Annotated in this window: 22 protein-coding genes; 17 read left to right on the plus strand and 5 right to left on the minus strand. The window is 32.1% G+C overall.

Features of this window, described 5'->3' with window-relative positions:
• Positions 1-16: 16 nt before the first annotated feature.
• Positions 17-982, minus strand: coding sequence for a stage II sporulation protein M (locus FLV_RS13985; protein WP_243234681.1), 966 nt, complete (start codon positions 980-982; stop codon positions 17-19).
• Between the two features lie 20 nt (positions 983-1002).
• On the opposite strand from FLV_RS13985, the gene FLV_RS13990 reads away from it, so the two are divergent.
• From FLV_RS13990 to FLV_RS14025, 8 genes are all read left to right on the plus strand, one after another.
• Complete coding sequence (locus tag FLV_RS13990) at positions 1003-1749, plus strand: RDD family protein (RefSeq protein ID WP_243234683.1); 747 nt, start codon at positions 1003-1005, stop codon at positions 1747-1749.
• Positions 1750-1871: 122 nt separating this feature from the next.
• A complete protein-coding gene (locus FLV_RS13995; RefSeq protein ID WP_243234684.1) occupies positions 1872-2720 on the plus strand; it encodes a hypothetical protein in 849 nt (282 codons plus the stop codon).
• Positions 2721-3146: a PH domain-containing protein gene (locus FLV_RS14000; protein WP_243234685.1), complete on the plus strand. Its 426-nt coding sequence runs from the start codon at positions 2721-2723 to the stop codon at positions 3144-3146.
• Positions 3147-3174: 28 nt separating this feature from the next.
• On the plus strand, positions 3175-3777 hold the full coding sequence (locus tag FLV_RS14005; protein ID WP_243234686.1) for a trimeric intracellular cation channel family protein: 603 nt from the start codon (positions 3175-3177) through the stop codon (positions 3775-3777).
• Between the two features lie 8 nt (positions 3778-3785).
• Positions 3786-4763 (plus strand): GNAT family N-acetyltransferase, encoded by a 978-nt coding sequence (locus tag FLV_RS14010; RefSeq protein ID WP_243234690.1) that lies wholly within the window; start codon positions 3786-3788, stop codon positions 4761-4763.
• Positions 4760-5881, plus strand: coding sequence for a DegT/DnrJ/EryC1/StrS family aminotransferase (locus FLV_RS14015; RefSeq protein ID WP_243234692.1), 1122 nt, complete (start codon positions 4760-4762; stop codon positions 5879-5881). Before FLV_RS14010 ends, FLV_RS14015 begins: the two co-directional genes overlap by 4 nt.
• Positions 5882-5899: 18 nt before the next feature.
• A complete protein-coding gene (locus tag FLV_RS14020; RefSeq protein WP_243234693.1) occupies positions 5900-7216 on the plus strand; it encodes a CDP-glycerol glycerophosphotransferase family protein in 1317 nt (438 codons plus the stop codon).
• A gap of 57 nt (positions 7217-7273) precedes the next feature.
• Positions 7274-8725, plus strand: coding sequence for a lipopolysaccharide biosynthesis protein (locus tag FLV_RS14025; protein WP_243234694.1), 1452 nt, complete (start codon positions 7274-7276; stop codon positions 8723-8725).
• A gap of 24 nt (positions 8726-8749) precedes the next feature.
• On the opposite strand, the gene FLV_RS14030 is transcribed toward FLV_RS14025, so the two are convergent.
• Positions 8750-9880: a glycosyltransferase gene (locus FLV_RS14030; RefSeq protein ID WP_243234695.1), complete on the minus strand. Its 1131-nt coding sequence runs from the start codon at positions 9878-9880 to the stop codon at positions 8750-8752.
• A 39-nt stretch (positions 9881-9919) separates the two neighbouring features.
• Between FLV_RS14030 and FLV_RS14035 the strand changes: the two genes are divergently transcribed.
• The 3 genes from FLV_RS14035 to FLV_RS14045 are packed head-to-tail and all read left to right on the plus strand — an operon-like array spanning position 9920 to position 12499.
• On the plus strand, positions 9920-11008 hold the full coding sequence (locus FLV_RS14035; RefSeq protein ID WP_243234697.1) for a glycosyltransferase: 1089 nt from the start codon (positions 9920-9922) through the stop codon (positions 11006-11008).
• Between the two features lie 10 nt (positions 11009-11018).
• A complete protein-coding gene (locus FLV_RS14040) occupies positions 11019-11411 on the plus strand; it encodes a sugar 3,4-ketoisomerase (protein ID WP_243234701.1) in 393 nt (130 codons plus the stop codon).
• Positions 11408-12499 (plus strand): glycosyltransferase family 4 protein, encoded by a 1092-nt coding sequence (locus FLV_RS14045; protein WP_243234702.1) that lies wholly within the window; start codon positions 11408-11410, stop codon positions 12497-12499. Before FLV_RS14040 ends, FLV_RS14045 begins: the two co-directional genes overlap by 4 nt.
• Here FLV_RS14045 and FLV_RS14050 read toward each other — a convergent pair.
• Positions 12496-13380, minus strand: a complete 885-nt coding sequence (locus FLV_RS14050) for a glycosyltransferase family 2 protein (protein WP_243234704.1) — start codon at positions 13378-13380, stop codon at positions 12496-12498. The genes FLV_RS14045 and FLV_RS14050 overlap by 4 nt on opposite strands.
• Entirely contained in the window at positions 13380-14063 is a 684-nt protein-coding gene (locus FLV_RS14055) for a cell division ATP-binding protein FtsE (RefSeq protein ID WP_243234708.1), read from the minus strand. Before FLV_RS14055 ends, FLV_RS14050 begins: the two co-directional genes overlap by 1 nt.
• 353 nt (positions 14064-14416) lie before the next feature.
• On the opposite strand from FLV_RS14055, the gene FLV_RS14060 reads away from it, so the two are divergent.
• From FLV_RS14060 to FLV_RS14070, 3 genes are all read left to right on the plus strand, one after another.
• On the plus strand, positions 14417-17431 hold the full coding sequence (locus FLV_RS14060) for a tetratricopeptide repeat protein (protein WP_243234710.1): 3015 nt from the start codon (positions 14417-14419) through the stop codon (positions 17429-17431).
• 87 nt (positions 17432-17518) lie between these two features.
• The gene (locus FLV_RS14065; protein ID WP_243234712.1) at positions 17519-18382 is read left to right on the plus strand and encodes a PhzF family phenazine biosynthesis protein; all 864 of its coding nucleotides are present in this window, start codon (positions 17519-17521) and stop codon (positions 18380-18382) included.
• A 134-nt stretch (positions 18383-18516) separates the two neighbouring features.
• Complete coding sequence (locus FLV_RS14070) at positions 18517-20271, plus strand: TonB-dependent receptor (RefSeq protein WP_243234715.1); 1755 nt, start codon at positions 18517-18519, stop codon at positions 20269-20271.
• A gap of 67 nt (positions 20272-20338) precedes the next feature.
• Here FLV_RS14070 and FLV_RS14075 read toward each other — a convergent pair whose 3' ends face one another.
• The gene (locus FLV_RS14075; RefSeq protein ID WP_243234716.1) at positions 20339-20884 is read right to left on the minus strand and encodes a DUF2911 domain-containing protein; all 546 of its coding nucleotides are present in this window, start codon (positions 20882-20884) and stop codon (positions 20339-20341) included.
• A gap of 175 nt (positions 20885-21059) precedes the next feature.
• On the opposite strand from FLV_RS14075, the gene FLV_RS14080 reads away from it, so the two are divergent.
• The 3 genes from FLV_RS14080 (at position 21060) to asnB (FLV_RS14090) (ending at position 25343) form a co-directional block, all read left to right on the plus strand.
• Positions 21060-21509, plus strand: a complete 450-nt coding sequence (locus FLV_RS14080) for a GreA/GreB family elongation factor (RefSeq protein ID WP_243234718.1) — start codon at positions 21060-21062, stop codon at positions 21507-21509.
• Positions 21510-21839: 330 nt separating this feature from the next.
• The gene (gene asnB / locus FLV_RS14085) at positions 21840-23513 is read left to right on the plus strand and encodes an asparagine synthase B (protein ID WP_243234720.1); all 1674 of its coding nucleotides are present in this window, start codon (positions 21840-21842) and stop codon (positions 23511-23513) included.
• A gap of 213 nt (positions 23514-23726) precedes the next feature.
• Positions 23727-25343, plus strand: coding sequence for an asparagine synthase B (gene asnB, locus FLV_RS14090; RefSeq protein WP_243234721.1), 1617 nt, complete (start codon positions 23727-23729; stop codon positions 25341-25343).
• The last annotated feature ends 23 nt before the right edge of the window (positions 25344-25366 follow it).

A 25366-nucleotide genomic window follows, 5' to 3' on the forward strand; every position in this document is an offset into this window, starting at 1 on the left:
GTTAATTTAATTTGGTTTAAAGTTGTTGTGTCTTTTTGTGTACAATAAAAGGATAAACCAAATAATAAAAAGAAATAAGACCCAGTGTAAAAAGGATGATAAAACTACTCAGCCAATTGGGCATATCAATAGAGTATCGTGTTATAAAACCTTCCAGAAATCCTGCACTGATTGTAAATGGGAAAGTGCTCAGGAAGATTTTGAAACTGTTTTTAAAGCCTATTTTAAATGAATTTACTCTCGAAAAAGTTTTAGGAAATAAAATCGAAGCCCCTAAAACAAATCCGGCAGCAGTTTCAATGACAATGGCAAAAATTTCCATAGAACCATGAATCCAGATGCCGCGTACACTTTTCCAGAATACATTTTGTTCGAAAAAAAAGTATTGAAATGCTCCTATCATGATTCCGTTTTGAGAGGAAATATAAAAGGTGCCCAGTCCCCCAAAAAGTCCCCAAATATAGCATCTTGCACCTACATAAAGGTTATTCATGGTTATACCTACAAAACTTCCCCAGTTGCTTCCGGTACCGTAAACAGCCATTGGATTTCCTTTTTTGATATTCTCCAAAGTCATATTGACATAACCATCGCCTAAAATTAACCGGACAAAATCGGGATCAAATCTGGCAGAAATTACTCCAATTGCAACGGTTATAAAAAATAAGGCAAAGGCGTACAGCAAATACCTTCTGTAGTCGTAAACCAATAGCGGAACTTCGGTTTTAAAAAATTCAAAAAATCTGTTTTTTTCTGCCCGCTTGGTTTTGTAAATCTTTTGATAAATCTGTGATGCAAGATGATTTAAATAAATCACGGTTTTACTTTTGGGGTAATACGTTTGTGCATACGACAGGTCATTCATCATTTGAATGTACAAATTAGCTAACTCATCAGGATTTTTTTTAGCTTTACCAAAAATAGCCAGTTCAAATTCCAGCCATTTTTCTTTATTTTGTTTTATGAATGCAACTTCTCTCATTGAGGGCTAAAATATAAAATATGTCAGAATTATCTATTAACACAACCCAAAATGTTAAAATAAATTTTATAGCCGCTTCTGCAGGTGAGCGAATAGGTTCTTATTTTATCGATTTGCTTATCAAAATAGCTTATGGAATAGTGGTTTACTTGATTTTTTTCTATTGGCTTAATCTGGATCTTTTATTTCAAAATTTAGATCAGTGGTCTGTAATGACAATTCTTTTAGGATTTTATTTTCCGGTTATGATTTATTCCATTACCCTTGAAAGCATTTTTGAAGGACAGACAATAGGAAAAAAACTGAATAAAATAAAAGTGGTAAAAATTGACGGTTATCAGGCCGGATTTGGAGATTATTTGATGCGATGGTTTTTTAGATTGATAGATATTTCAATTCTTAACGGAATTATAGCTTTGATTACTGTTGTTTCAAGTAAAAAAGGGCAGAGGCTGGGCGATATGGTGGCAGGAACTTCTGTCATCACTTTAAAAAATAAAATTAATATCAGTCATACGATTTTAGAAGAAATAGAAGTAACCTATGTACCAACTTATCATTTGGTGATAAAATTATCAGACAACGATATGCGTATCATAAAGGAAACATTTTTAAGGGCTGAAGCCAAAAATGATTACGAAATTATTTATAAACTGGTTCATAAAATTGAAAATGTAACCGGAATCAAAAATCAGTCAATAGGAGATCCTGCCGGTTTTATTCGCACTGTTTTAAAAGATTATAATTTCTATACGCAGAATATGTAATTAAATGTTTAAAGAAATGCTTTATTAGATATGTTTGCGATTTAATTTGTAAATTTAACAAGTAATATTCTGTTGTCAGAATAACTTAAAAGCCTAAATAAGAAAATTTAATAACTAAAATTATGAATCTGAAGAAAGTAATTACTGTAACATTATTATGTTTTGTTTGCATTTTTAGTTTTGCGCAAAGCGGGAAAAAATTAGATAAGATTATAAAAAGAGATTATCAGATTATTGAATGTACGATTTCAAAAATGTCAGATAAAACAGTTGAGTATTCCTTGCCGGGCGAAACACTGCAAATTTCATTAGATGTATCTCAAATAGCACGAATTGATTTTGCAAGCGGACGTTCTCAAACTTTTGATATTTCTGCAAATAACAATACTCAGGCAAGCACAAATCAAACCGTTGTAAGTGCCGAAATGAAACCCAATACAATTGCGGTATTGCCGGTTCCTTATGTAAATTCAGATAATTTACAAAGCTCAGAAGAGATGTCGAAATTTGCTCAGAATGATATGTATAATAAGTTATTGGATAAATCTGCTAATATTTTTCCACTAACAGTACAGGATTTAAGGACAACGAACAGTTTATTGCATAAGGCTGGAATTAATTATGCGAATATTGATGAAACGCCAATTGAAGACCTCGAAAAAATTTTAGGAGTCGATAACATTGTTGCAGCAAAAGTTTCCTTTACAACGTCTGAAAGCTCTATTGCTACTACTTATAACAGCGGAAATGCAAAAGTAAGCGACAATAACAAAAAACTTAAAACCAACGATATTTCTACTACAACAGCCAATAATCAGACCTATTATTACTATACGGTATATTTTGATATGTATAAAAATCAGACCAAAATTTACTCTCAAACCAGAAAGCCGTTACTTGCCGTAAAAGACAGCTGGATGGATTCGATTACTTATTTGTTAAAAAGAAGTCCAATTTATGTTAAAAGATAAATGGAAAAATTTAAATCAAAAATTGATCTTTGGCTCATACTCTTTCTGGCAATTATTTTAGGAGGTATGCTTATAAAACTGCTTTATGATGGTGTTTGGTTAGTGTCTTTATTGATTTTTAGCCAAATAGTGTTTATTGCACATATGTTTACTACGACTTTCTATGTCATTGAGAGCGAAAAACTCATAATAAAATGTGGTTTTCTTATTAATACTTCGATTTCAGTTGCAACTATAAAAAAGATTTCAGAAACTAATAATATAATGAGTTCTCCTGCACTTTCTCTAGACCGTCTTGAAATTTTGTATAATAAATTTGATACCGTCATGATTTCTCCAAAAGATAAAACTAGATTTATTGAGGCAATTCAAAGCATAAATCCTCAGGTAGAAATAAAATTAAAGCATAAAACCTTCGTGAATTAACGGCACAGCAACTTAGAATCTCAAAAAAATGTTTCATCTTTTAGATATTATCGGTACAATGGCATTTGCTATGTCAGGTGCTTTAACAGCTATGCATAAAAGGCTGGATCCGTTTGGTGTTTTTATAATAGCTTTTGTAACAGCAGTTGGAGGAGGAACACTGCGAGATGTTTTGATAGGAAGAACTCCTGTTGGATGGATGCTGGATTTGCAATATGTGTATGTGATTATTTTAGGATTTGGATTAGCGATTCTGTTTAGAAAAAAGTTTGATAAGCTTCGAACCTCCTTATTTTTGTTTGACACGATAGGATTAGGGGTTTTTACATTAATAGGTCTTGAAAAGGGGATTTCAATTGGTCTGCATCCTGTAATTTGTATTGCATTAGGAACAATGACTGCCTGTTTTGGCGGAGTAATTCGGGATATTTTATGTACTGAAATTCCAACGATATTCAGACGGGAAATATATGCCACAATTTGTATTTTTGGCGGAATTGTATTTTTTGCACTGCGAAGTTTAGATTTAGATAAAGATATTTTGTATTTATCTACTTCAATTGTTATAATTTCGGTGCGGTTAATGGCAGTAAAATTCAAATGGTATTTGCCTGCCTTTGAGCATAAATAGAAACAACATTGGATAAATATACCGTAAAAAAATATTCTGAAACCGATTTTAAAACCTGGAACAGCTTTATTGTTCAGGCTAAAAATGCTACTTTTTTATTTCATCGTGATTTTATGGAATATCACAAAGACCGTTTTGAAGATTATTCCTTAATGGTTTTTGAAGGAGAAAAACTGGTTGCCGTTTTGCCGGCTAATGTATCAGGAGAAACACTGTACTCGCATCAGGGACTTACTTATGGAGGTTTGGTTTATAATGAGAAGCTTAAACTGGCTTCGGTAGTTACAATTTTTCAGAAGGTTTTGTTTTTTTTGAATGAGAATAATATTCAAAGAATACAGTTAAAGTTAATACCTTCAATTTACCATCAAAAACCAGCTGAAGAGTTGAATTATGCTTTGTTTTTGTTGAATGCAAAATTAATTAGACGGGATTCTTTGGCGGTTATTGATTTGTCGATTCCTTATTCATTATCGAAAATTAGGAGAAGAGGAGTAAAAGCAGGAATGAGTAATGGTTTGGTTATTAAAGAAGTGGGGGGGTTTGCTGGTTTTTGGAACGAAGTACTAATTCCAAACCTAGCTCAAAAACATCAGGCTAAACCAGTACATAGTCTGGAAGAGATAACCAAATTGAAAACATTGTTCCCTGAACAAATCCGTCAATTTAATGTTTATGAAAATGATATTATTGTTGGAGGAACCACTATTTTTGAAAGTACAACAGTAGCTCATAGTCAATATATTTCTGGGAAAGAAAACAAAAACGAATTAGGAGGACTTGATTTATTATTTTATCACTTGATAACTGAAGTCTTTAAAAACAAACGTTTCTTTGATTTTGGAATTTCAAATGAAGATCAGGGTCGAAAACTAAATGATGGTTTGTCTTATTGGAAAGAAAGTTTTGGAGCGAGTAGCATTGTTCATGATTTTTATGAGGTTGAAACTGCTAATTATGGACTATTGGAAACCATTTTGATATGATACAATTCCTCGATTTAAAAAAAGTAAACGCACTTTACGAAACGGAATTTCATGAAAAACTGAAATCGGTTTTAGAAAAAGGCTGGTATATTTTGGGCAACGAAGTTGCAACTTTCGAAAATAATTTTGCCAATTATTGCGGAACAAAACATTGCATTGGAGTAGGTAATGGTTTTGATGCCTTGGTTTTAATTTTTAAGGGCTATATTCAATTAGGAAAGCTGCAAAAAGGTGATGAAATAATTGTTCCTGCTAATACTTATATCGCCAGTATTTTGGCAATTTTAGAGGCTGATTTGGTTCCTGTTTTAGTAGAACCCAAGATTGAGACTTACAACATCAATCCCGATTTAATTTCGGAGAAAATCACATTCAAAACTAAGGCAATTTTAGCTGTTCATTTGTACGGACAATTAGCAGAAATGGATAAAATAAATCAAATAGGCATTCAATATAATTTGATTGTTGTGGAAGACGCAGCTCAGACACATGGGGCTATTTTAGTCGAAAGTCGAAAGCCAAAAGTCGAAAGTCAAAAGGCCGGAAATTTGTCAAATGCTGCAGCTTTTAGCTTTTACCCTGGGAAGAATTTAGGAGCTTTGGGTGATGGGGGAGCGGTTACAACCAATGACAGTGAGTTAGCAAAAACGATTCAATCTCTTCGAAATTACGGGTCGGAAGCCAAATATCAAAATGAATATATTGGTGTCAATTCAAGATTAGATGAATTGCAAGCCGCTTTTTTGAATGTGAAATTGCCTAATTTAGACGCTGAAAATAATTCACGAAGAAGAATAGCAAAGCGTTATTTATCTGAAATTAAAAATGAAAAGATTATACTGCCTTTTTGGGATTTATCTGAAAATCATGTCTTTCACTTGTTTGTTATTAGAACAGAAAACAGAAACCATTTGCAACAGTATTTATTAGAAAACGGAATTCAAACGATGATTCATTATCCCATTCCACCACACAAACAAAAAGCTTTTTCTAATTGGAATCATTTGTTATTCCCCATCACCGAAAAAATACATAATGAAATTTTAAGTTTACCTATAAGTCCAGTGATGGCTGTGGATGAGGTGGGTCTTGTTGTTTCAGTTTTAAATCGATACTAACTTGGGCTTTATAAAAAAATGAGAAAATTAAAATTAATTGTTAAGCAATATTTACCTGCAGAAGTGTGGGGCTTACTTGTTAAAGCAAAAAGTAATGTGTATCATAGTTGTATCGATTTATACAACCTATATTTTATTAAAATAGCACCTAGAAGACACCGGAAAGCACTTGAAATAGTAAGAAAAAAAGAAGTGATAAAAGTAGCTTTCTTTTTGAATCATGAATCGGTGTGGAAATATGAGGTGTTGTATGATTTAATGTTGCAGCATTCTCGATTTGAACCTAAAATATTTGTTTGCCCAGTCGTAAATTTCGGTATGGAAAATATGCTGTTTGAAATGGATAAAGCCTTCGAGGCTTTTAAAAAAAAAGGTTATAACGTTGTTAAAACATATAATAATGACACAGGAGAATATTTAGATATTAAAAATACCTTTTCTCCGGATATAGTTTTTTTTACAAATCCACATGAGGGGTTACAAGATTACAGATATTATATTTATCAATTTGCAAAAACTTTAACCTGTTATGTTCCTTATAGTATTACAACAACTAATTATGAGTTTGCCTATAATTTAGGTTTTCATGGTCTTGTTTGGAAAATTTTTTCAGAAACTCCCTTTCATAAAGAAATAGCGTCACACAATAAATGGGGCAAAGGAAAAAATAGTGTTGTAACAGGCTATCCAGGATTCGACCCACTTTTAATTAATAAAACGCCAAAAGAGGTATGGAAAAATAAAAATCCACTTTTAAAAAGAATTATATGGACACCACATCATTTAATGAACGAGTTAAGCAAACTGTCTAATTTTTTAGAATATTATGATTTCTTTTTAGAAATAGCTGATATTTATAAAGATAAATTGCAAATTGCATTCAACCCACATCCTTTATTAAGAGTCAAGTTAGAAAATGATCCGAACTGGGGCAAAGAAAAAACTGATAATTACTTCAATAAATGGGAAAAATTAGAGAATGGTCAGTATGGAGATGGTTATTATATAGATCTTTTTTTAACCTCAGATGCACTGATTCATGATACTGGGTCGTTTATGGCTGAATATCTTATTACAGAAAAACCAGTTCTTTATATGATTAGAAATGAATCTATTATGGATTACTGGAGTGTTTTTGGAGAAAAAACATTAGCAGTCCATTATCTATCCAGAAACCAAAAACAAGTAATTGATTTTATTGAAAATGTGGTGCTGAAGGAAAACGATTCGTTGAAAGAAGAACGCAATGCTTTTGTGAAAAATACGTTGTTGCCAAAGAAGAACTTAACTGCATCTGAAAATATATTAAATTATTTAGAAGAAGAGATTTTTTAATAATTCACATAAAATAGACGTTCAGCTTTAGAATAAATAAATTTTAAATTTTTTTAAATGCACAATACCTCTCTAAAATCAGCTGCAACGAAAGGGATTTTATGGTCAGCAATTGATAAATTTGCTGTTCAAATAGGCCAATTTATTGTGAGTATAGTTCTTGCTAGAATTTTGGTGCCTGAAGATTTTGGATTAATAGGAATGTTGTCCATTTTTATTGCGCTTTCTCAAGCTTTTATCGAAAGCGGTTTGGGAGTAGGTTTAATTCAAAGGCAAAATAGGGAAGAAATTGATTTTTCGACCATGTTTGTGTTTAATTTAGCTGTAAGTTGTTTCTTTTATTTATTGTTGTTTTTTACAGCTCCTTATATTGCTTCTTTTTTTGGGCAACCACAGTTAACCATTTTGACAAGGATATTAGGATTGAGTTTGTTTATAAATGCTTTAGCAATAGTACAACGAACAAAATTAACAATTGAAATTGATTTCAAATCCATTGCCAAAAGTAATGTAATAGGGTTTGTGATTGGGGGATTATGCGGAGTAATTGCTGCAATAAGTGGATATGGGGTATGGTCCTTGGTTATTCAAACCCTAATCGGATCATTGGCTTCGTCACTGTCTTTATGGTTTTTTAGTAATTGGAATCCTTCTATTGCTTTTTCAAAAAAATCATTTAAATCATTATTCGGTTACGGTTCAAAATTATTGATATCAGGTATTTATGCTCATATATTAAACAATGTAAATAATATTTGCGTTGGTAAATTCTATCCTTTAGCTTCTTTGGGTTATTATACTAGAACAAAGAATTTTGCTGATATTTCTTCGGGAACAATTGTTAGTGTTATGCAACAGGCGACATTTCCAATACTAACAATGGTGCAAAACGATAAAGATAAATTGATTTCTATTTATAGAAGACTGATTCGTATGTCAGCTTTTTTTATTATTCCGATTATGACTCTTCTTGCCTTGCTGGCAAAGCCAATTGTTATACTGTTACTTACTGAGAAATGGATTGCTCTAATTCCACTTTTGCAATGGATGGTTTTTGCACGCATTTTTTCCCCAATGAGTACACTCAATATGAATTTATTAAATGCGGTGGGGCGTTCGGATTTATATCTAAAAGTTGATTTATCTAAATTACCATTAACTGTTTTAGGTATGATAATTACAATTCCTCTGGGAGTAAAAGCTATGATAATCGGGCATGTTGTTACATCTGCATTAGCTTTTTTAATAAACGCCTATCTTCCGGGGAAATTCTTTGGTTATGGTCCATTTCAGCAATTGAAAGATATGTTGCCTTTTTTTGTTGCTACAATCGGAATGGTTATTTCGGTAACATTTATGGTTTACTTAATAGATAATTTAGTCTTACAATTATTTATTGGAGGGATAATAGGGGTAATTACATATTTATTTATTTGTTGGTTATTAAAATTAGAAGAGTTAACAGAAGTTTGGAAACTATTTTTAAAGTTAAAAAATAGGACTTTGTAAAAGAGTTAATTGATTTTCTGTTAGTTATTGCCAAATTTCTAAATAGCGTTGAGCTATTTTTATATAATCATGTTCCTTTTCTACGAATAATCTAGCTCGTTTTCCAATCGCAATTATTTCATCTGGATTTTCTATTAAAAAAGACAACTCTTTTACTAAATAATCTACATCTGGTTTGGCATTAATACAAACAGCTTTGGTTATTTTATAATAATCTACAAACTCTGGTTCTGCACCAGTAAAAACTACTTTCCCTTTTGTCATTGCTTCGAGGGCATTATATCCTTGGTCATAACTGTATGCTTGATCTAAAAGAATATGAGCTTTGTTGTATAATTTAATATACTCTCGATAAGGAATGTTTTTAGTAATTGTAATTTCGACTTTTTCGGAATATTTTTGAGAAATAATTTCTAAAGCTTTTTCAAAATAATAAATGCCTTTTTGGTAGTAATTAAATTCGTTAATGCCTAAAAAAATATTTATTTTATTCTCTATTTTTAATTCTTCAAAATTATTTTTTTTTAAATTTATTGGATATGGAATTAACCCTAGGTACTTTTGATGTTTTTTTATAGCTTCTATATAATCTAAATCATTGGCAATAATTCCGTTGCAATTTGCTAATACAAATTCATGTACTTTTTTATGGTTTTCTTTTAATAAATCAAAATAAGAAGCGTATTCTTTGGTTAAGTTCGGATTTTTAAAAAAAGCTTGTAGTATTGACTTTTTGTTTTTGTTTTCAATATCATATTTCATATTCAAAAAATCTGCACCACAGGATAGAACAAAAACTTTTTTGTTTTGTTGGAAAATTTTTTTCAACAAAATAAATTCTATCTTTTTATTTGTTTTTATAGGATTTTCACTTATAAATTGAACGATTTCGAAATTTTTAAAATTATTAGATAATAAATAAAAGCGTAACCCTATTTCTAATGTTGCAATGTCAAAACCCAAGATTCTGAAGATAGATTGTCTAAAAATATTTATAAACTTTGTATTGCAAAATTTTGATTCAGTTGAAAAATCTACTGGAAATTTCCTGAAATCACTATTTGATACTATAGAAACATCATGCCCGAGTTCAAGGAGTCCTTCTTTTAATGAATTATGAAACCGGCTATATTCCCCGATAAGTAAAATGCGCATAAATGATTATATTTGAAGCTAAAATAGATAATAAATTAAATGAGTGACAGAAAAAGTACATTTAAAATTGCATTGATTGGAGATTGTTTAGCCGGTGGGGGTGCTGAAAAAGTACATGCTACATTGTCTACTTTTTTTTTTCAAAATAAAATAGAAGTTCATAATGTCATTTTTATCGATTGGGTCACCTATGATTTTTCTGGAGAATTGGTCAATTTAGGAAAAATGAAATCGGTTACGATTTTAGATAAATTAAAACGTCTTTATTTCTTGAAAAATTATTTACTTCAAAACAAGTTTGATTTTATTATCGATTTTAGATATAGAGTGAATGCTATAAATGAGATTTTGATTTCTTATTTAGTTTATAAATCACCAACAATTTACACAGTACATAGCGGAATTATTGAAAATTATATTCCCAAGAGCAGTTTTTTGGCTAATTTAATTTATGGTAAACAGACAATTGTAACTGTCAGTAAGTCAATTGAAAATATTTTGAAAAAGAACTTAAATTCTGTGTTAACAACAATTTATAATCCGTTTGATATCGATAAAATTCAAATTTTGGCTAATGAATTTATTCCTGAAGAAAAGAATTATATTTTGGCAGTTGGGCGAATGAACGAAAAAGTAAAACAATTTGATAAACTTATTGAAGCTTATAGTATTTCAACGCTGCCCAATAAAGAAATCAAATTACTCATAATTGGTGAAGGAAAATATTTGGAAGAGTTGAAAGAATTGGTTTTTGAAAAGAAACTACAAGACAAAGTAATTTTTAAAAATTATCAATCTAATCCACATCCTTATCAAAAAAAAGCACTTTTTACGGTTGTTTCAAGTAAAAATGAAGGCTTTCCAAGTGTGATTATCGAAAGTTTAATCGTAGAGACACCCGTAGTGTCTTTTGATTGTTTTTGTGGACCTGGTGAAATTATAGTAAATTATGAAAATGGTGTTTTGGTAGAAAATCAAAATATTATGGGATTAGCACAAGCGATGGATGAAATGGTTGAAAATAAATTATTATATTCCAATTGTAAAAAAAATGCTTTGCAGTCCGTTACAACTTTTTCAGTAGCGAACATTGGAAAACAATGGTTAAATTTGATGCAATTAAAATAAGTAAGCAAAAATGAAGGTTACTATTATTGAAATTCCTAAAATTGAGAATAGTCTTGGGAATATTGCCGTTATTGAAAATGATACCGTACCTTTTGAAATTAAAAGAGTATATTATCTTTTCGATATTCCAAGTAATGCTACTCGTGGAGGGCATGCTCACAAGAAATTACAGCAGGTTTTAATTGCAATTAGTGGTAGTTTCGACGTGGTCTTAAATAATGGGAAAACTCAAAATACGATAACACTGAATAAGCCAGATAAGGGATTGCTTATTGAAAACAATACTTGGAGAGAGTTAGAAAATTTTTCTTCGGGAGCAGTGTGTCTTGTTTTGGCTTCAAACGAATATGATGAGGATGATTACTTGAGGGATTATGAAGAATTTTTAACTTCTATAAAATGAAAATTCTTTTTATAACGCCAAAAATTAATAACCAAGGTGGTGTGGCAAGAGTTCTTTCGTTAAGGTCAAACTATTTTATACAAAATAAAAATTATCAAATACACATTCTAACCCAAAACAGCAGAAACTTCCCATTGTTTTTTGATTTTGATAAAAGAATTGTATTGCACGATATGTCTCTTTTAGGTAATCCAATAAAGTTTTTGCTTAGCTATAGGAAAGGGCTAAATGAATTGGTTGCAAAAATAAATCCTGATGTTATTTTTGTGTTAGACAATGGTTTAAAATCTTATTTACTTCCTTATTTTTTAAAAACAACTATTCCTCTAATTTTAGAAATTCACGGTTCTAAATATGTTCAAGAAAAGAAAGTGACAAATAAATTATTTGATTTTTTTTCTATCAAGATTAAAGAAATCGGAATAAAAAGATACACTAAAGTCATTTTTTTGTCAAATGAAAGTGCTTTAGAATGGAATTATAAAAAACCAATAATAATTTCCAATCCAATTTCATTTTTGACTAATGATTTTTCAAACTTATCATCAAAAAAAGCAATTGTAGTTGCCAGACATTCCTATGAAAAAGGATTGGATAGAATGTTGAATATCTGGAAACGAATCATTGAAAAATACCCTGATTGGAATCTCGAAATTTATGGAAAATCGAATGAAAATCAAGATTTACAAGAAATGGTAAATTCTTTGGGTATTGGTAGTAATGTTACTTTTTTTGAACCCGTAAAAAATATTTTAGAAAAATATTTAAATTCTTCTTTATTTCTTATGACTTCACGGTCAGAAGGATTCCCAATGGTTTTGTTAGAAGCCATGGCTTTGGGTTTGCCAGTTGTGGCTTATGACTGCCCTTGTGGACCAAGAGCGATTATTAAAAATGGCGAAAACGGATTTCTAGTAGAAGATAGTAATGCAGATTCATTTGTTGAAAAGCTTGAATTGCTAATGAACGATGAAAACTTGAGAATTCAAATGGGGTTGAGTGCTAGGGAAAGTGTGAAAAAATACAATTTAGAAAACATAATGGTGCAATGGAAAACTCTTTTCGAAGAAATGGATAGTGAAATTTAGGATTCAATACTGCAGTAATAGCCTAATTTATATAAGTCAAATAATCTCAATGATGGTTTTGAAGAAAGCAAGTTATTTGTGATTGGTCTCTCTGTTTTTTTGAATAAAAAGGATATAAGCGAAGTTAAATATAGCTTTTTCAATAAATTATAAATTTTCAAAATTTTACTTTCTGAATGGTCTAAATTAGTATTTTGGGTGATGAATTTTAAATTTTCTAAAGCAATTTTGGTCTTGTTTAAAAACTGTTCGGAAGTTTCTAATCCTAAATGATAGGTAGGATTTTCGATGTGCTTAACGATAACGCCTTTCTTTTTTAAATCGGATAAAAACACCAAATCTTCATAGCCGTATCTCGTAATAGATTCATCAAATTGATTCGAAAGAAATACATTTCTTTGAATCAATAAATTAGAAGTCAAAGCCGAATACGCAGGATTTCTATTTCGGTCGTTTACAGATAAAGCTTCTCTTTTTTGTCCATAAACCCAACGCAGTAAAGCCTCTTTTTCAGGTTTTTCGTTTTTGTAAACAATTCCTCCAAATATAATTGAGTTATTAGCAGTAGCTTTTAAATAGTTTTCAATAAATTTTTTTTGAGTAGGGAAAGTATCACAATCTAAAAAAAGTATCCATTCAAATTTTGCTTTAGCAACTAAAGAGTTTAAGTTTTTACCTCTTCCAAGATTTGACTCGTTGCTAAAAAAAGAGCAGTTTTTAAGTGACGTAATTTCTTCGTTTGCACTATTTAGTTTAGAATCAGAACAGTCATCCTGAACTAAAATTTCATAATCAATTCCTAAACAATCAGCTTGTTCCTTAAGTTCTGAAACAAGCGGAAAAGCATTGTAATTATAAGTAGGAATAAGTATGGAAAGCATTACACTGAACGCTGTACAACTTCAAAAATTCTCTCATCTTCACATTTTAGTGTTTTAGATGGGAATTTCATCAGCAAGGCATAATCGTGCGTTGCCATGATAATCGTTTTTCCGTTGGCGTTGATTTTTTTCAAAACCTCTAAAACTTCAGAACTTGTCTGCGGATCTAGATTTCCTGTTGGTTCGTCGGCAAGGATAAATTCAGGGTCGTTTAACAAAGCTCGTGCAATAGCAACACGCTGTTGTTCACCACCAGAAAGTTGATGTGGCATTTTGTTCATAAAATCCTTCATGCCAACTTTGTCCAAAACTTCATCGATTTTGTGCTGCATGGCTTCTTTTTCTACCCAGCCGGTTGCTTTAAGGACAAATAACATATTGTCTTTTACAGTTCTGTCCGGAAGCAATTTGAAATCCTGAAATACAATCCCGATTTTACGTCTCAAATACGGAATCTGGCTTTCTTTTAGTGTAGCCAAATCAAATTCTACAATATGTCCTTCACCTTCAGAAAGAGGTAAATCACCGTACAAAGTTTTCATGAAACTACTTTTTCCGGAACCGGTTTTTCCAATTATATAGATAAATTCTCCATGTTCAACTTCTAAATTGATGTGTGATAAAATTTTTCTTCCTTCCTGAAATATAGTGACATCTTTAAGAGATAGTACGGTTTCTGACATAATAAACTGATTTGAATGTAAAAGTAGTAAGTTAACGCTTGGATTCAAAATAAATTTTAATCATTTCTCAGAAAATATTGAAACGAAAATTTGAAGCATGTAAGTGATATAAGTTCATTTTAACAAATGGCATAAAGGAGTTTTTTATTTACTAAACTTATAGGAGTTTATCATATTAACTAAATGATAAAATGCCTCGTTTATAATTACTTATATGATTTACAGGGTTGAGAAAAATCCTTTCAGAAGCTGTTAAATCAAAGCTGTTAAAATTTTTGTTCATAATAAAAGCAAGAAACATTTCGTTATAAACCGTATAAAAATAATACATTTGAATACTAAATATAATTAAAATGCGTAAACTTTCCTGGGTCTTTTTAATACCATTTGCCCTTTTTTCGGCTATGGTTTCGGCACAAAAATCAGCTATATATACCTACGAATTAAAGGACTTTGACAAAGCACTGGCTTTATACAAGGACAAACAATATGCTTCGGCCCAACATATTTTCGAATATGTAAAAAATCAGCCCAATACTGAAGAGGTTAAATCAGATTGTGCTTATTACATTGCCAACTGCGCTATTAGAACCAATCAGGCAAATGCAGATGAACTGATGGAAAAATTTGTTAGCGATTATCCAACAAGTACCAAACAAAATCAGGCGTATATTGAGGTCGCCCATTATTTTTTCGAACAGGCAAATTACCCAAAAGCCTTGCAATGGTTTGACAGAGTTGACGAAAGTTATATGAGCAAATCTGATTTGGATAAGTTCAATTTTCAAAAAGGATACAGCTATTTCAATGCCAAAAAGAAAAAAGAAGCCACAGCCTATTTTAACAAGGTGGTAAATTCAGAAGAATTTGGTTCGCAAGCTAAATATTACTTAGGTTTTATGGCCTATGAAGGCGATGATTATAAAGAAGCGACCAAATATTTTGACGAGGTTTCGGGCGAAGAAAAATACAAAGAAAAGCTATCGTATTTTCAGGCTGATATGAATTTCAAATTAGGTAATTTTCAAAAAGCAATCGATTTGGGGTTAGCAGCCATGAGCCAATCAAATGAACTTGAAAAATCGGAGCTAAATAAAATTATTGGCGAGAGTTATTTCAATTTAAAACAATACGGTAAAGCGATTCCGTTTTTAGAGCAATACGCAGGACGCAAAGGAAAATGGAACAATACCGATTTCTACCAGTTAGGCTACGCATATTACGAGCAAAAAGAGTACGAAAAAGCCATTTCGCAATTCAATAAAATCATTGAAGGAAAAGATTTTGTAGCGCAAAACGCCTATTATCATTTAGGTTTAGCCTATTTAAATACGGGTAAAAAACAAGAAGCTTTAAATGCTTTTAAAAATGCTTCTGAAATGGATTTTAATGCCCAAATTCAGGAAGATGCAGCTTTGAATTATGCTAAATTAAGTTATGAAATTGGAAACGTTTATCAAACCGTTCCCGGAATTTTACTTGATTTCTTAAAAAAATATCCAAACAATTCAAGCAGGGCCGAAGTTGAAAAGCTATTGGTAGATTCTTATATTTCTTCTAAAAACTACAAAGAAGCTTTAGTTTTACTCGAGAAAAACAGAACTCCGGAAAATAAACCCGCCTATCAAAAAGTACTTTTTTACAGAGGTTTAGAATTATACAATGAATCTAATTATACCGAAGCATTAAAAATGTTTAACGGAGCTGTTAAAGAACAAAAAAATCCTGAGTTTACAGCCCGCGCCACTTTCTGGAAAGCAGAATCTGAATATGTAACTGATGATTTTCAGAATGCATTATTAAGCTATAAACAATTCGCCGGTTTAGCTGCTGCAAAAACAACAGACGAATATAAAAATATCAATTATAATATTGGATACACGTATTTTAAACTGAAAGAATACGATCAGGCAGGAAATTCTTTTCAGGCTCAAATTGATAATGCTCCGGCAGATAAAGTTCGTTTAAACGATTCGTATCTGCGTTTGGGTGATTGCCGATTTGTAACTTCAAAATATGCTCAGGCAATGGAAGCGTACGGAAAAGCAATCAATGCCAAAGGAGTTGATGCAGATTATGCACAATTTCAAAAAGCGATTTCTTATGGTTTCATGTCCAGAAATGATAAGAAAATTGACGAGTTGAATAATTTTCTTCAGATGTATAAAAAATCAGAATATCGTGACGATGTTTTGTTTGAATTGGCTAATACGTATGTAACTGACAAAAAGAACGATCAGGCTATTAAAACCTACGATCAGTTAATTTCAGAATATAAAAACGGTTCGTTTACTTCAAAATCAATTTTGAGACAAGGTTTGATTTATTACAATTCAGATCGTGATGAACAGGCTTTGACGAAATTTAAAAAAGTAGCTGCTGAGTTTCCAAAAACACCTGAAGCCCTTGAAGCAGTTTCGACAGCCCGATTGATTTATGTCGATTCAGGAAAAGTAGATGAATATGCAACATGGGTAAGAACATTGGATTTTGTATCAGTTACAGATGCAGAATTGGATAATGATACTTATGATGCTGCTTTTAAACAATACAGTCAAAACAACAGCAAACAGTCTATTACAGGTTTTGCGGGCTATGTAAGTAAATTTCCATCAGGATTACATTCATTGGAAGCAAATTTTTATCTGGCACAATTGTATTATGCAGAAGGTTCAGAAACCAAATCGGTTTCAAATTATCAATATGTAATCGATCAGCCTAGAAATGAATTTACGGAACAGGCTTTAAACAGATTAGCTCAGATTTATCTAAAAGCCAAAGATTGCGATAAGTCCATTCCGGTTTTAATACGTTTAGAAAATGGAGCAGATTATCCTCAAAATAAAAGTTTTGCTCAGGCTAATTTGATGAAATGTTACTACGACAAAAAAGATTACGATAATTCAGTTGTATATGCTGACAAGGTTTTACAAAATCCAAAAGCAGATGCCAATGTAAAGTCTGATGCTCAAATTATCGTAGCACGTGCCGCAATGCAAACCGGTGAGGAAGACAAAGCAAAAGCAGCTTACGCAAAATTATCAGCAACATCCAAAGGAGAACTGGCAGCAGAAGCCTTGTATTATGATGCGTATTTTAAAACGAAAGAAAACAAATTTGAAGCATCAAATGCAGCGGTTCAAAAACTGGCTAAAAATTATTCCGGTTATAAATATTACGGAGCAAAAAGTTTGGTGTTGATGGCGAAAAATTTCTACGGATTGAAAGACAGCTATCAGGCAACTTATATTTTAGATAATGTAATTAACAATTTTACAGATTATCCGGATGTAGTTGAAGAAGCTAAAAGAGAATTGAGCGCAATCAAATTGGAAGAGTCTAAGACCAATTCGTCGATTACAAAATAGTTTTATAAGTGAGAAGTAAGATGTTATCTGTAAAATGAAAAGAACACAAAACATATTTTACATCTCACAAAACACATTTTACAAATTATGAGTTTACCTTTTTATATAGTTGATGTTTTTACAGATAAAAAATACGCCGGAAATCAATTGGCTGTTTTTTTAGATGCCCAAAATTTAAGTTCAGATGAAATGCAAAAGATTGCCTGCGAAATTAATTTTGCAGAAAGCACTTTTGTAACCAAATTGGATAAAGAAAATAATAAAGCCGAAATTAAAATTTTTACTCCATCTCAGGAAATGCAGTTTGCGGGTCATCCGATAATTGGAACTTCATGGGTTTTGATGAATAAAATTTTTGAAAATTCGCCAGAAAACATAAAATTAAATGTTCCGATTGGGCCAATTTTGATTCAACAGTCTGAAGATTTGATTTGGTTAAAAGCTGCACAGCCGAAATTTTGGGATATTTTTTCGAAAGAAGATTTTACATTGTTCAGTAATTTGAAAAATAGTGATTTTGAAAATCAATTTCCAATTCAGGAAGTGACGACAGGAAGCGCTTTTGTAATGGTTGGATTAAGCAGTAAAAGAGCCTTGGAAAGTTTGGTTTTAGATAAAGACAAAACCGATAAATGGCTGAAAAATAACTGTAAAACAGCTCATCAAGGTTTGTATTTTTATTATTTGGAAGGTTCAAAACTGTTTAGCAGATTGATGTATATAGAGCACAATCAATTAAAAGAAGATGCGGCTACAGGAAGTGCCAGTACATGTTTGCAGGCTTATCTTTTAAAAAATCACAAACCTGAATTAGAATTAATCAATTATCAGGGGGATTATATAAATCGTCCTTCTCAAATTCATTTCAAAGGGAAATTAACCGGAAACGATTTTGATGTTAAAATAGGAGGAAAAGCTCAGTTTATTGCTAAAGGAGAATGGGAAGTCTAATTAGAAAATTAGTTAATTAGAGAATTAAAAAATTAAAAAATGTACAATGTAAAATGTGAAAAGTAAAATGTGAAAATCTTAATAAAAAGAACATTTTACGTTTTACAAAATGCATTTTACGCAAAAAATAAAATATGAAAATTAATTTCCAGAATAAAACAATCATTTTGATTTTACTGTTTGTATTTCAGTTTTCATTTTCACAAAAGAAAAATGAAAATATTGGAACCGAAACTGTAAATGTAGTAAAGCCGTATTCGCCAACAATATCCGATGCTTTTAAAGTAAAAGAAACTCCTTCGCTGGACGATAGCGGTAATCAGCCAAAAGAAACAATTAAATATAGTATTTTATCAGTTCCTGTGGCTTCGACTTTTACGCCTTCAAAAGGAAAAGCGGCCAGTGTAGAAAAATCTAAGCAAGAACGTTTGTTTAATAATTATGCAACTGTGGGCGTTGGAAATTACAGTACATTAAATGCTGAATTGTTTGTGAATCAGGATTTAGGGAATGATGATTTTGTATCTGCAATGTTGCGTCACCATTCATCGCAGGGTGGAATTAAAGAGGTGCTTTTGAATGATGAATTTTATGACACTGCATTAAATGTTGGTTATGGGCAAAACAATCGAGATATGTCCTGGAATGTAGAATTAGGATACCAAAACCAGATTTATAATTGGTATGGACTTCCTGAATATTTTGGTTCGAATTTAATTCCGCAGGATCGTATCGATTTAATAAATAAAATTAATCCGGGACATACTTATAATACAATTTCTTTGGGTGGAAACATGGAATTTAACGAAAGTATTTTTAGTAAAGTAGCAGCAAAATTTACTCATTTTTCAGATAGTTTTTCTTCTTCAGAAAATCGTTTTTACCTAAAACCGACTTTTAAAGTTGATGTAATGGATCAGTCAATCAATACGAATGTGATTGTTGACCACGTAAGTGGAAGTTTTGAAAATAATTATTTTAAAACTAATACTGATGCTGTAAAATATAGTTTGACAAATTTTGGAATTGAGCCAAGTTTTGTAGTGACTGAAAACGACTGGACTCTTGAATTAGGAGCAGGATTATATTACGCATTGGACTCTGAAAATAGTGGAAACAAGTTTTATATCTACCCAAAAGTGAATGCTTCCTATAAGTTGGTTGGAGATTTAATGATTTTCTACACAGGAGTAAATGGAAGTTTGATCCAAAACTCTTATGCTGATTTTGTGACCGAAAATCCGTTTTTATCGCCAACTTTAAATATGACACCATCAAGTACGCAATATAATGTTTTTGCAGGTTTGAAAGGTAAACTGGCTAATAATGTAAACTATAATCTGACAGGTTCTTATTTGAATGAAAAAAACAAAGCGCTGTTTAAAAGTAATGATTATACAGAAGATTTTTCAAACGAAAATTATGCTTACGGAAATTCTTTTGGAGTTGTTTATGAAGACATTAGAACATTTCGTTTTTACGGAGAATTAAAAGCTGATTTTTCTGAAAACGTTACTTTTGGAATTAACGGAACTTTTAATAGTTACAAAACTGATGCGCCAGCAGAAGCATGGAACTTACCAACAATTAGATTAAGTTCTAATCTTGATGTAAATATCACCAAACAATGGTATGCGGGTTTGAACGTTTTTTATGTAGGTGAGCGTAAAGATATGCAGGTTGATTTATTAAGTGCAACTATGAATGCCCCTGTTACTTTAAAGAGTTATTTTGATGCCAATGCACACTTAGGATACAAATTTAGCGAACGTTTGACTTTCTTCCTGAAATTGAATAACATTGGAAATCAGGCTTATGAAAAATGGCTGAATTATCCTGTTCAGGGATTCCAGGTTCTTGGCGGTGCAAATTACAAATTTGATTTTTAAGAGAATTGTTTAGATAAAAAAATAGCTTCCAAATTCAGGAAGCTATTTTTTTTGAATTCAAAAGCTGTTATTCCGTAAAAGGAACAGCAACTCTAACTTTATCCCAGCCTAAGTTTAAAACAATTCCTTTGTCTGCTTTTGTAAAAACCATTGAGAAAGCTTCCAAAGAATCAGTCCCTTCAGTTACAGGTACTTTTAATCGGGCAACGTCATTAGCTTCTTTATAAGTATAAGAACCCCAAACATTCAGATCTTTGTTGATGATAATTGTATAAGAATCTTTTTCAGGAATGGTAAACAAAGTATAGGTGCCAGCTTTAATTTTAGTGTCTCCTAATTTTACATCTTTGTAGAAAGTGATTTCTGCAGCTTCGTTTGCTCCGGTTCTCCATACTTTTCCATTTGGAGCTAATTCACTCACAGGACGCCCTTTTAATTGAGGACGACTGTAGGTAATTTTTACAGTTTTGGCCGCATCTTTATAATCGTTTGGGTAAGCTGCTGCATCCATAGGGCTTTTGTCTAAACCCGGGAATTTTTGAGCATTTGCGTTTGATGATAATAAAATAGTAACTCCAAATGCAAGTGCTGTAATAAATGTTGATGTTTTCATAATGATGTTTAAATTTTAAGTGTTAAAATTATTGATTGTTTATCAAAAAATAAAAAACATCGTGTTAATTTTTCGATGCTAAAGAAAATCAGTATAATTGACGGCATAAAAATCTTTTGTGGCAGCAAAAAAACGGTTGCATCTTTGTAACTTAGAACCTCAGAATCTTTAAAAAATGATTTTCAAACAAAAAATATACGCACATTATTTACAAATGGTTCAGGACAGAATCGATGTTTTCAGGGATATGATTTCGGCTTTGACCGAAGATTCTAAAAACGATGCAAAAGGTTCTGCCGGCGATAAACACGAAACAGCTTTGTCGATGATGCATATCGAACAGGAAAAACTAACCAATAAATTAAAAGAAGCAATAGCTCAAAAAGCAATTTTAGACAAGATTGATGCTTCTAAAAATACTGAAAATATTATTTCAGGAAGTCTGGTAAAGGCAAACGGAATTTATTTGTATCTGAGTGTGGCACTTCCTAAAATTGCTATTGACGGAATAAATATTATTGCGCTTTCTCCACAATCGCCTTTGGGCACACATTTAATGGGCAACAAGGTCGGATTTAAGTTCGAAATTAATAAAACACATTACACGATTGAAAGTGTGGAATAAAGCGACTTCTAAATGCTAATATTGAGTAAAGAATAATTTCTGAACAGTTTTTCTTCTGCGCTTTGAGTATTTTTCAATGTTTCTTCAAAATCTAAAAATTTTATTCAAAAATCTCTTTAGAACTTTCTGTTTTACGCTTCATTTAGATTCAAAATTAAAATTTTCAAGTTTAAAGCTTTTATTTATATTAAAATTTTACATTTAGTATGTAAATTGCTTTTTTTGATTGATATTTGTAATTGATATTGTTATTTGTGTTTTTCAATTGTAACTAATACTTCATCTTTGCCCTATCAAAATAAAATTAAAAAAAAATAAAAATATAGAATTATGTGTGGAATCGTATGTGCCTTTGATCTAAAACAAAAAGCAGAAACCTTAAGACCTCAAGTATTAGAAATGTCTAAAATCATTCGTCACCGCGGACCGGACTGGAGCGGTATTTACAGTAATGATAAAGCGATTCTTTCTCATGAGCGTTTGGCAATTGTTGATCCTGCTTCTGGAAAACAGCCATTGTTTACTGAAGATAAAAAATTGGTTTTGGCTGCAAATGGCGAAATCTACAACCACAGAGAATTACGTAAACAATTTGAAGGAAAATATAACTTTCAGACAGAAAGTGACTGCGAAGTTATTCTTGCTCTTTACAGAGAAAAAGGACCACATTTTGTAGATGAAATGAACGGAATCTTCGGTTTTGCGATTTATGATGTTGATAAAGATGAATATTTTGTGGCTCGTGACCACATGGGAATTATTCCATTGTACATTGGTTGGGATCAGCACGGAACTTTCTATGTAGCTTCTGAATTGAAAGCTTTAGAAGGATACTGTACAAAAATTGAATTATTCCCTCCAGGGCATTATATGACAAGTAAAGATGGTGAATTTGTACAATGGTACAAAAGAGACTGGACGGAATATGATGCTGTAAAAGACAACGAAACAAGTATTCCTGCTATTAAAGAAGCTTTAGAAGCAGCGGTTCACAGACAATTAATGAGTGATGTTCCTTACGGAGTTTTACTTTCAGGTGGTTTAGATTCTTCTATTACTTCGGCTGTAGCCAAAAAATTTGCTCAAAAACGTATTGAGTCTGATGACACTACAGATGCCTGGTATCCACAATTACACTCTTTCTCAGTTGGTTTGGAAGGTTCACCTGATTTAGCGGCAGCGAGAAAAGTAGCAGATCATATCGGAACGATTCACCATGAAATTAAATTTACTATTCAGGAAGGTTTAGATGCGGTTCGTGATGTAATTTACAACCTTGAAACTTATGATGTAACTACGGTTAGAGCGTCAACTCCAATGTGGTTAATGGCAAGAGTTATCAAATCTATGGGGATCAAAATGGTTCTTTCTGGTGAAGGTGCAGATGAGTTATTTGGAGGATATTTATACTTTCACAAAGCGCCAAACGCAAGAGAATTTCACGAAGAAAACGTTCGTAAATTAGGAAAACTTCACATGTATGACTGTTTACGTGCAAACAAAAGTTTAGCAGCTTGGGGAATCGAAGGACGTGTTCCTTTCTTAGATAAAGAATTTATGGATGTTGCCATGCGCATCAAACCTCAGGATAAAATGATCAACAAAGAACACCCAATGGAAAAATGGGTAGTTCGTAAAGCTTTTGAAGATATGTTGCCGGAAAGTGTAGCATGGAGACAAAAAGAACAATTCTCTGATGGAGTAGGATACAGCTGGATCGATACTTTGAAAGAAGTGGTAGCCAGAGAAGTTTCAGACGAGCAATTGGCAAATGCGAGATTCAAATTCCCGTTACAGACTCCAACTTCAAAAGAAGAATACTACTATCGTTCAATATTCACTGAGCATTTCCCAAGTGATGCAGCAGCATTATGTGTCCCTCAGGAGGCAAGTGTGGCTTGTAGTACAAAAATTGCTTTGGAGTGGGATGAGGCTTTCAAAAACATGAACGATCCTTCAGGAAGAGCGGTTGCAAGTGTACACGATGATGCTTATCAAAAATAATAAAGTTTAATTTAGGGCTTAATATTACAGAAAACGTTCTCTCTGAGAACGTTTTTCTTGGTTTATAAAACTACCTTAATAATTTTATTTTGTGAGTTTAATTATTTGGGAGTTAAATGTTTATTTGAATTTTTTATATTTGGCTTTTGCTGAAAGAAGAAATTTTTGAGAATTAAGGAAAAAGAATAGAATATACAATAAAAAAAGAATAGTATGGGTGGAATATTAGCTGTTATAGGCAAAGGAAAAGACCCGCAGCTCGTAAAAGAACTTTCGAACAGAATGTCGCATCGGGGTGTTGATGAAAGCGATTTACAGATTATGGAAAATGGCAGCATTTTAGCCAGTGAACGTATGTCTATTATGGATTTACATTCAGGGAAGCAGCCAATTCAGGGTTCAAAAAAAGCGTGGATGGTTCATAATGGAGAAATTTATAATCATCAGGAATTAAGGGATGGAATTTTAAAGTACCACACATTCAAAACAAAATCAGATTCGGAAGTAATAGTTCATTTATACGAAGAATTTGGTTATGATTTTTGTAATTTACTGGATGGGGATTTTGCATTTGTAGTTGTTGATGGCGATGATTATATTGCCGGAAGAGATCCTGTAGGTGTCAAGCCTTTGTATTATGGACTAGACGAAAGAGGAAGAATTTATTTTTCTTCCGAAATGAAATCAATTGCGGATCAGTGTAAGTCATTTTCGACTTTTCCTCCGGGCCATTATTATACGGCAAAAACAGGTTTTGTTAAATATTATGAGCCTGAATATGAGGAGTATGAAAATGCGAATCAGCCACTTGATTTAGATTTGATAAGAGAATCCTTGATTGAATCTACCCGTAAACGTTTAATGGGTAATGTGCCGGTTGGAGTATTGTTGTCCGGAGGTTTAGACTCATCTTTGACTTCAGCTATTGCATCGAGATTATTAGCTGGAAGCAAAGAAAAATTACATTCATTCTCTATAGGTTTAGATGCTGATGCTCCCGATAATATTGCGGCAAGAAAAGCAGCGGAATTCTTAGGTACCCAGCATCATGAAATTCATTTTACCGTTGAAGAGGGAGTTGAGATTTTAGAAAAACTAATTTACCACATCGAAACGTATGATATTATTTCTGTACGTTCAGGTGTGCCAATGTATTTGCTGGCAAAAGCGGTAAAGGAGAAAGGTATAAAAGTGATACTTTCGGGAGAAGGAGCTGATGAGGTTTTTGGAGGTCATTTGTATTTTAGAAATGCGCCGTCTTCAGAAGAATTTCAAAAAGAAACTATCGAAAGGGTTCAGAAATTGTTTACTGCTGATATCTTACGTGCTGATAAATCGACAATGGCGCATAGTTTAGAAGCCAGGGTTCCGTTTTTGGATAAGGATTTTCTGGATGTAGCAATTCGGATTAAAACAGAAGAAAAACAACCAAAAACGTACGAAGCAATTGAAAAATATATTTTAAGAAAAGCTTTTGATACGCCTGACGATCCGTATTTGCCTCATGATATTTTATGGAGACAAAAAGAACAGTTTTCAGACGGTGTAGGTTATGGCTGGGTTAATGGGTTGATTGAATATTGTGCCGCTCAGGTTTCTGATGAGCAATTAGCAGGAGCGACAGTCGAGTTTCCGTACAATTCACCAACAACAAAGGAGGCTTATTTATACAGGTCAATTTTTCACAAATACTATCCGCAAGTCAGCTCAGCTCAGACAGTAAGAAAATGGATTCCAAAATGGCAGGATAATCCGGATCCAAGCGGTAGAGCGAATGCAGCACATTTAAATGCTGATGTTGAGATTGCAAAATCAGGTGTTGTTGTTTAAAACTAAATTCCAAATTCCGATTT

Origin of the sequence: Flavobacterium pectinovorum, assembly GCF_022802975.1 — a bacterium.
GTDB classification, from domain to species: domain Bacteria; phylum Bacteroidota; class Bacteroidia; order Flavobacteriales; family Flavobacteriaceae; genus Flavobacterium; species Flavobacterium pectinovorum_B.

What these genes read in the sequence shown, in the direction of transcription:
- FLV_RS13985 (WP_243234681.1), bottom strand. Translation starts at nt 982, where the DNA reads ATGAGAGAAGTTGCATTCATAAAACAAAATAAAGAAAAATGGCTGGAA.
- FLV_RS13990 (WP_243234683.1), top strand. Translation starts at nt 1,003, where the DNA reads ATGTCAGAATTATCTATTAACACAACCCAAAATGTTAAAATAAATTTT.
- FLV_RS13995 (WP_243234684.1), top strand. Translation starts at nt 1,872, where the DNA reads ATGAATCTGAAGAAAGTAATTACTGTAACATTATTATGTTTTGTTTGC.
- FLV_RS14000 (WP_243234685.1), top strand. Translation starts at nt 2,721, where the DNA reads ATGGAAAAATTTAAATCAAAAATTGATCTTTGGCTCATACTCTTTCTG.
- FLV_RS14005 (WP_243234686.1), top strand. Translation starts at nt 3,175, where the DNA reads ATGTTTCATCTTTTAGATATTATCGGTACAATGGCATTTGCTATGTCA.
- FLV_RS14015 (WP_243234692.1), top strand. Translation starts at nt 4,760, where the DNA reads ATGATACAATTCCTCGATTTAAAAAAAGTAAACGCACTTTACGAAACG.
- FLV_RS14020 (WP_243234693.1), top strand. Translation starts at nt 5,900, where the DNA reads ATGAGAAAATTAAAATTAATTGTTAAGCAATATTTACCTGCAGAAGTG.
- FLV_RS14025 (WP_243234694.1), top strand. Translation starts at nt 7,274, where the DNA reads ATGCACAATACCTCTCTAAAATCAGCTGCAACGAAAGGGATTTTATGG.
- FLV_RS14030 (WP_243234695.1), bottom strand. Translation starts at nt 9,880, where the DNA reads ATGCGCATTTTACTTATCGGGGAATATAGCCGGTTTCATAATTCATTA.
- FLV_RS14035 (WP_243234697.1), top strand. Translation starts at nt 9,920, where the DNA reads ATGAGTGACAGAAAAAGTACATTTAAAATTGCATTGATTGGAGATTGT.
- FLV_RS14040 (WP_243234701.1), top strand. Translation starts at nt 11,019, where the DNA reads ATGAAGGTTACTATTATTGAAATTCCTAAAATTGAGAATAGTCTTGGG.
- FLV_RS14045 (WP_243234702.1), top strand. Translation starts at nt 11,408, where the DNA reads ATGAAAATTCTTTTTATAACGCCAAAAATTAATAACCAAGGTGGTGTG.
- FLV_RS14050 (WP_243234704.1), bottom strand. Translation starts at nt 13,380, where the DNA reads ATGCTTTCCATACTTATTCCTACTTATAATTACAATGCTTTTCCGCTT.
- FLV_RS14055 (WP_243234708.1), bottom strand. Translation starts at nt 14,063, where the DNA reads ATGTCAGAAACCGTACTATCTCTTAAAGATGTCACTATATTTCAGGAA.
- FLV_RS14060 (WP_243234710.1), top strand. Translation starts at nt 14,417, where the DNA reads ATGCGTAAACTTTCCTGGGTCTTTTTAATACCATTTGCCCTTTTTTCG.
- FLV_RS14065 (WP_243234712.1), top strand. Translation starts at nt 17,519, where the DNA reads ATGAGTTTACCTTTTTATATAGTTGATGTTTTTACAGATAAAAAATAC.
- FLV_RS14070 (WP_243234715.1), top strand. Translation starts at nt 18,517, where the DNA reads ATGAAAATTAATTTCCAGAATAAAACAATCATTTTGATTTTACTGTTT.
- FLV_RS14075 (WP_243234716.1), bottom strand. Translation starts at nt 20,884, where the DNA reads ATGAAAACATCAACATTTATTACAGCACTTGCATTTGGAGTTACTATT.
- FLV_RS14080 (WP_243234718.1), top strand. Translation starts at nt 21,060, where the DNA reads ATGATTTTCAAACAAAAAATATACGCACATTATTTACAAATGGTTCAG.
- asnB (WP_243234720.1), top strand. Translation starts at nt 21,840, where the DNA reads ATGTGTGGAATCGTATGTGCCTTTGATCTAAAACAAAAAGCAGAAACC.
- asnB (WP_243234721.1), top strand. Translation starts at nt 23,727, where the DNA reads ATGGGTGGAATATTAGCTGTTATAGGCAAAGGAAAAGACCCGCAGCTC.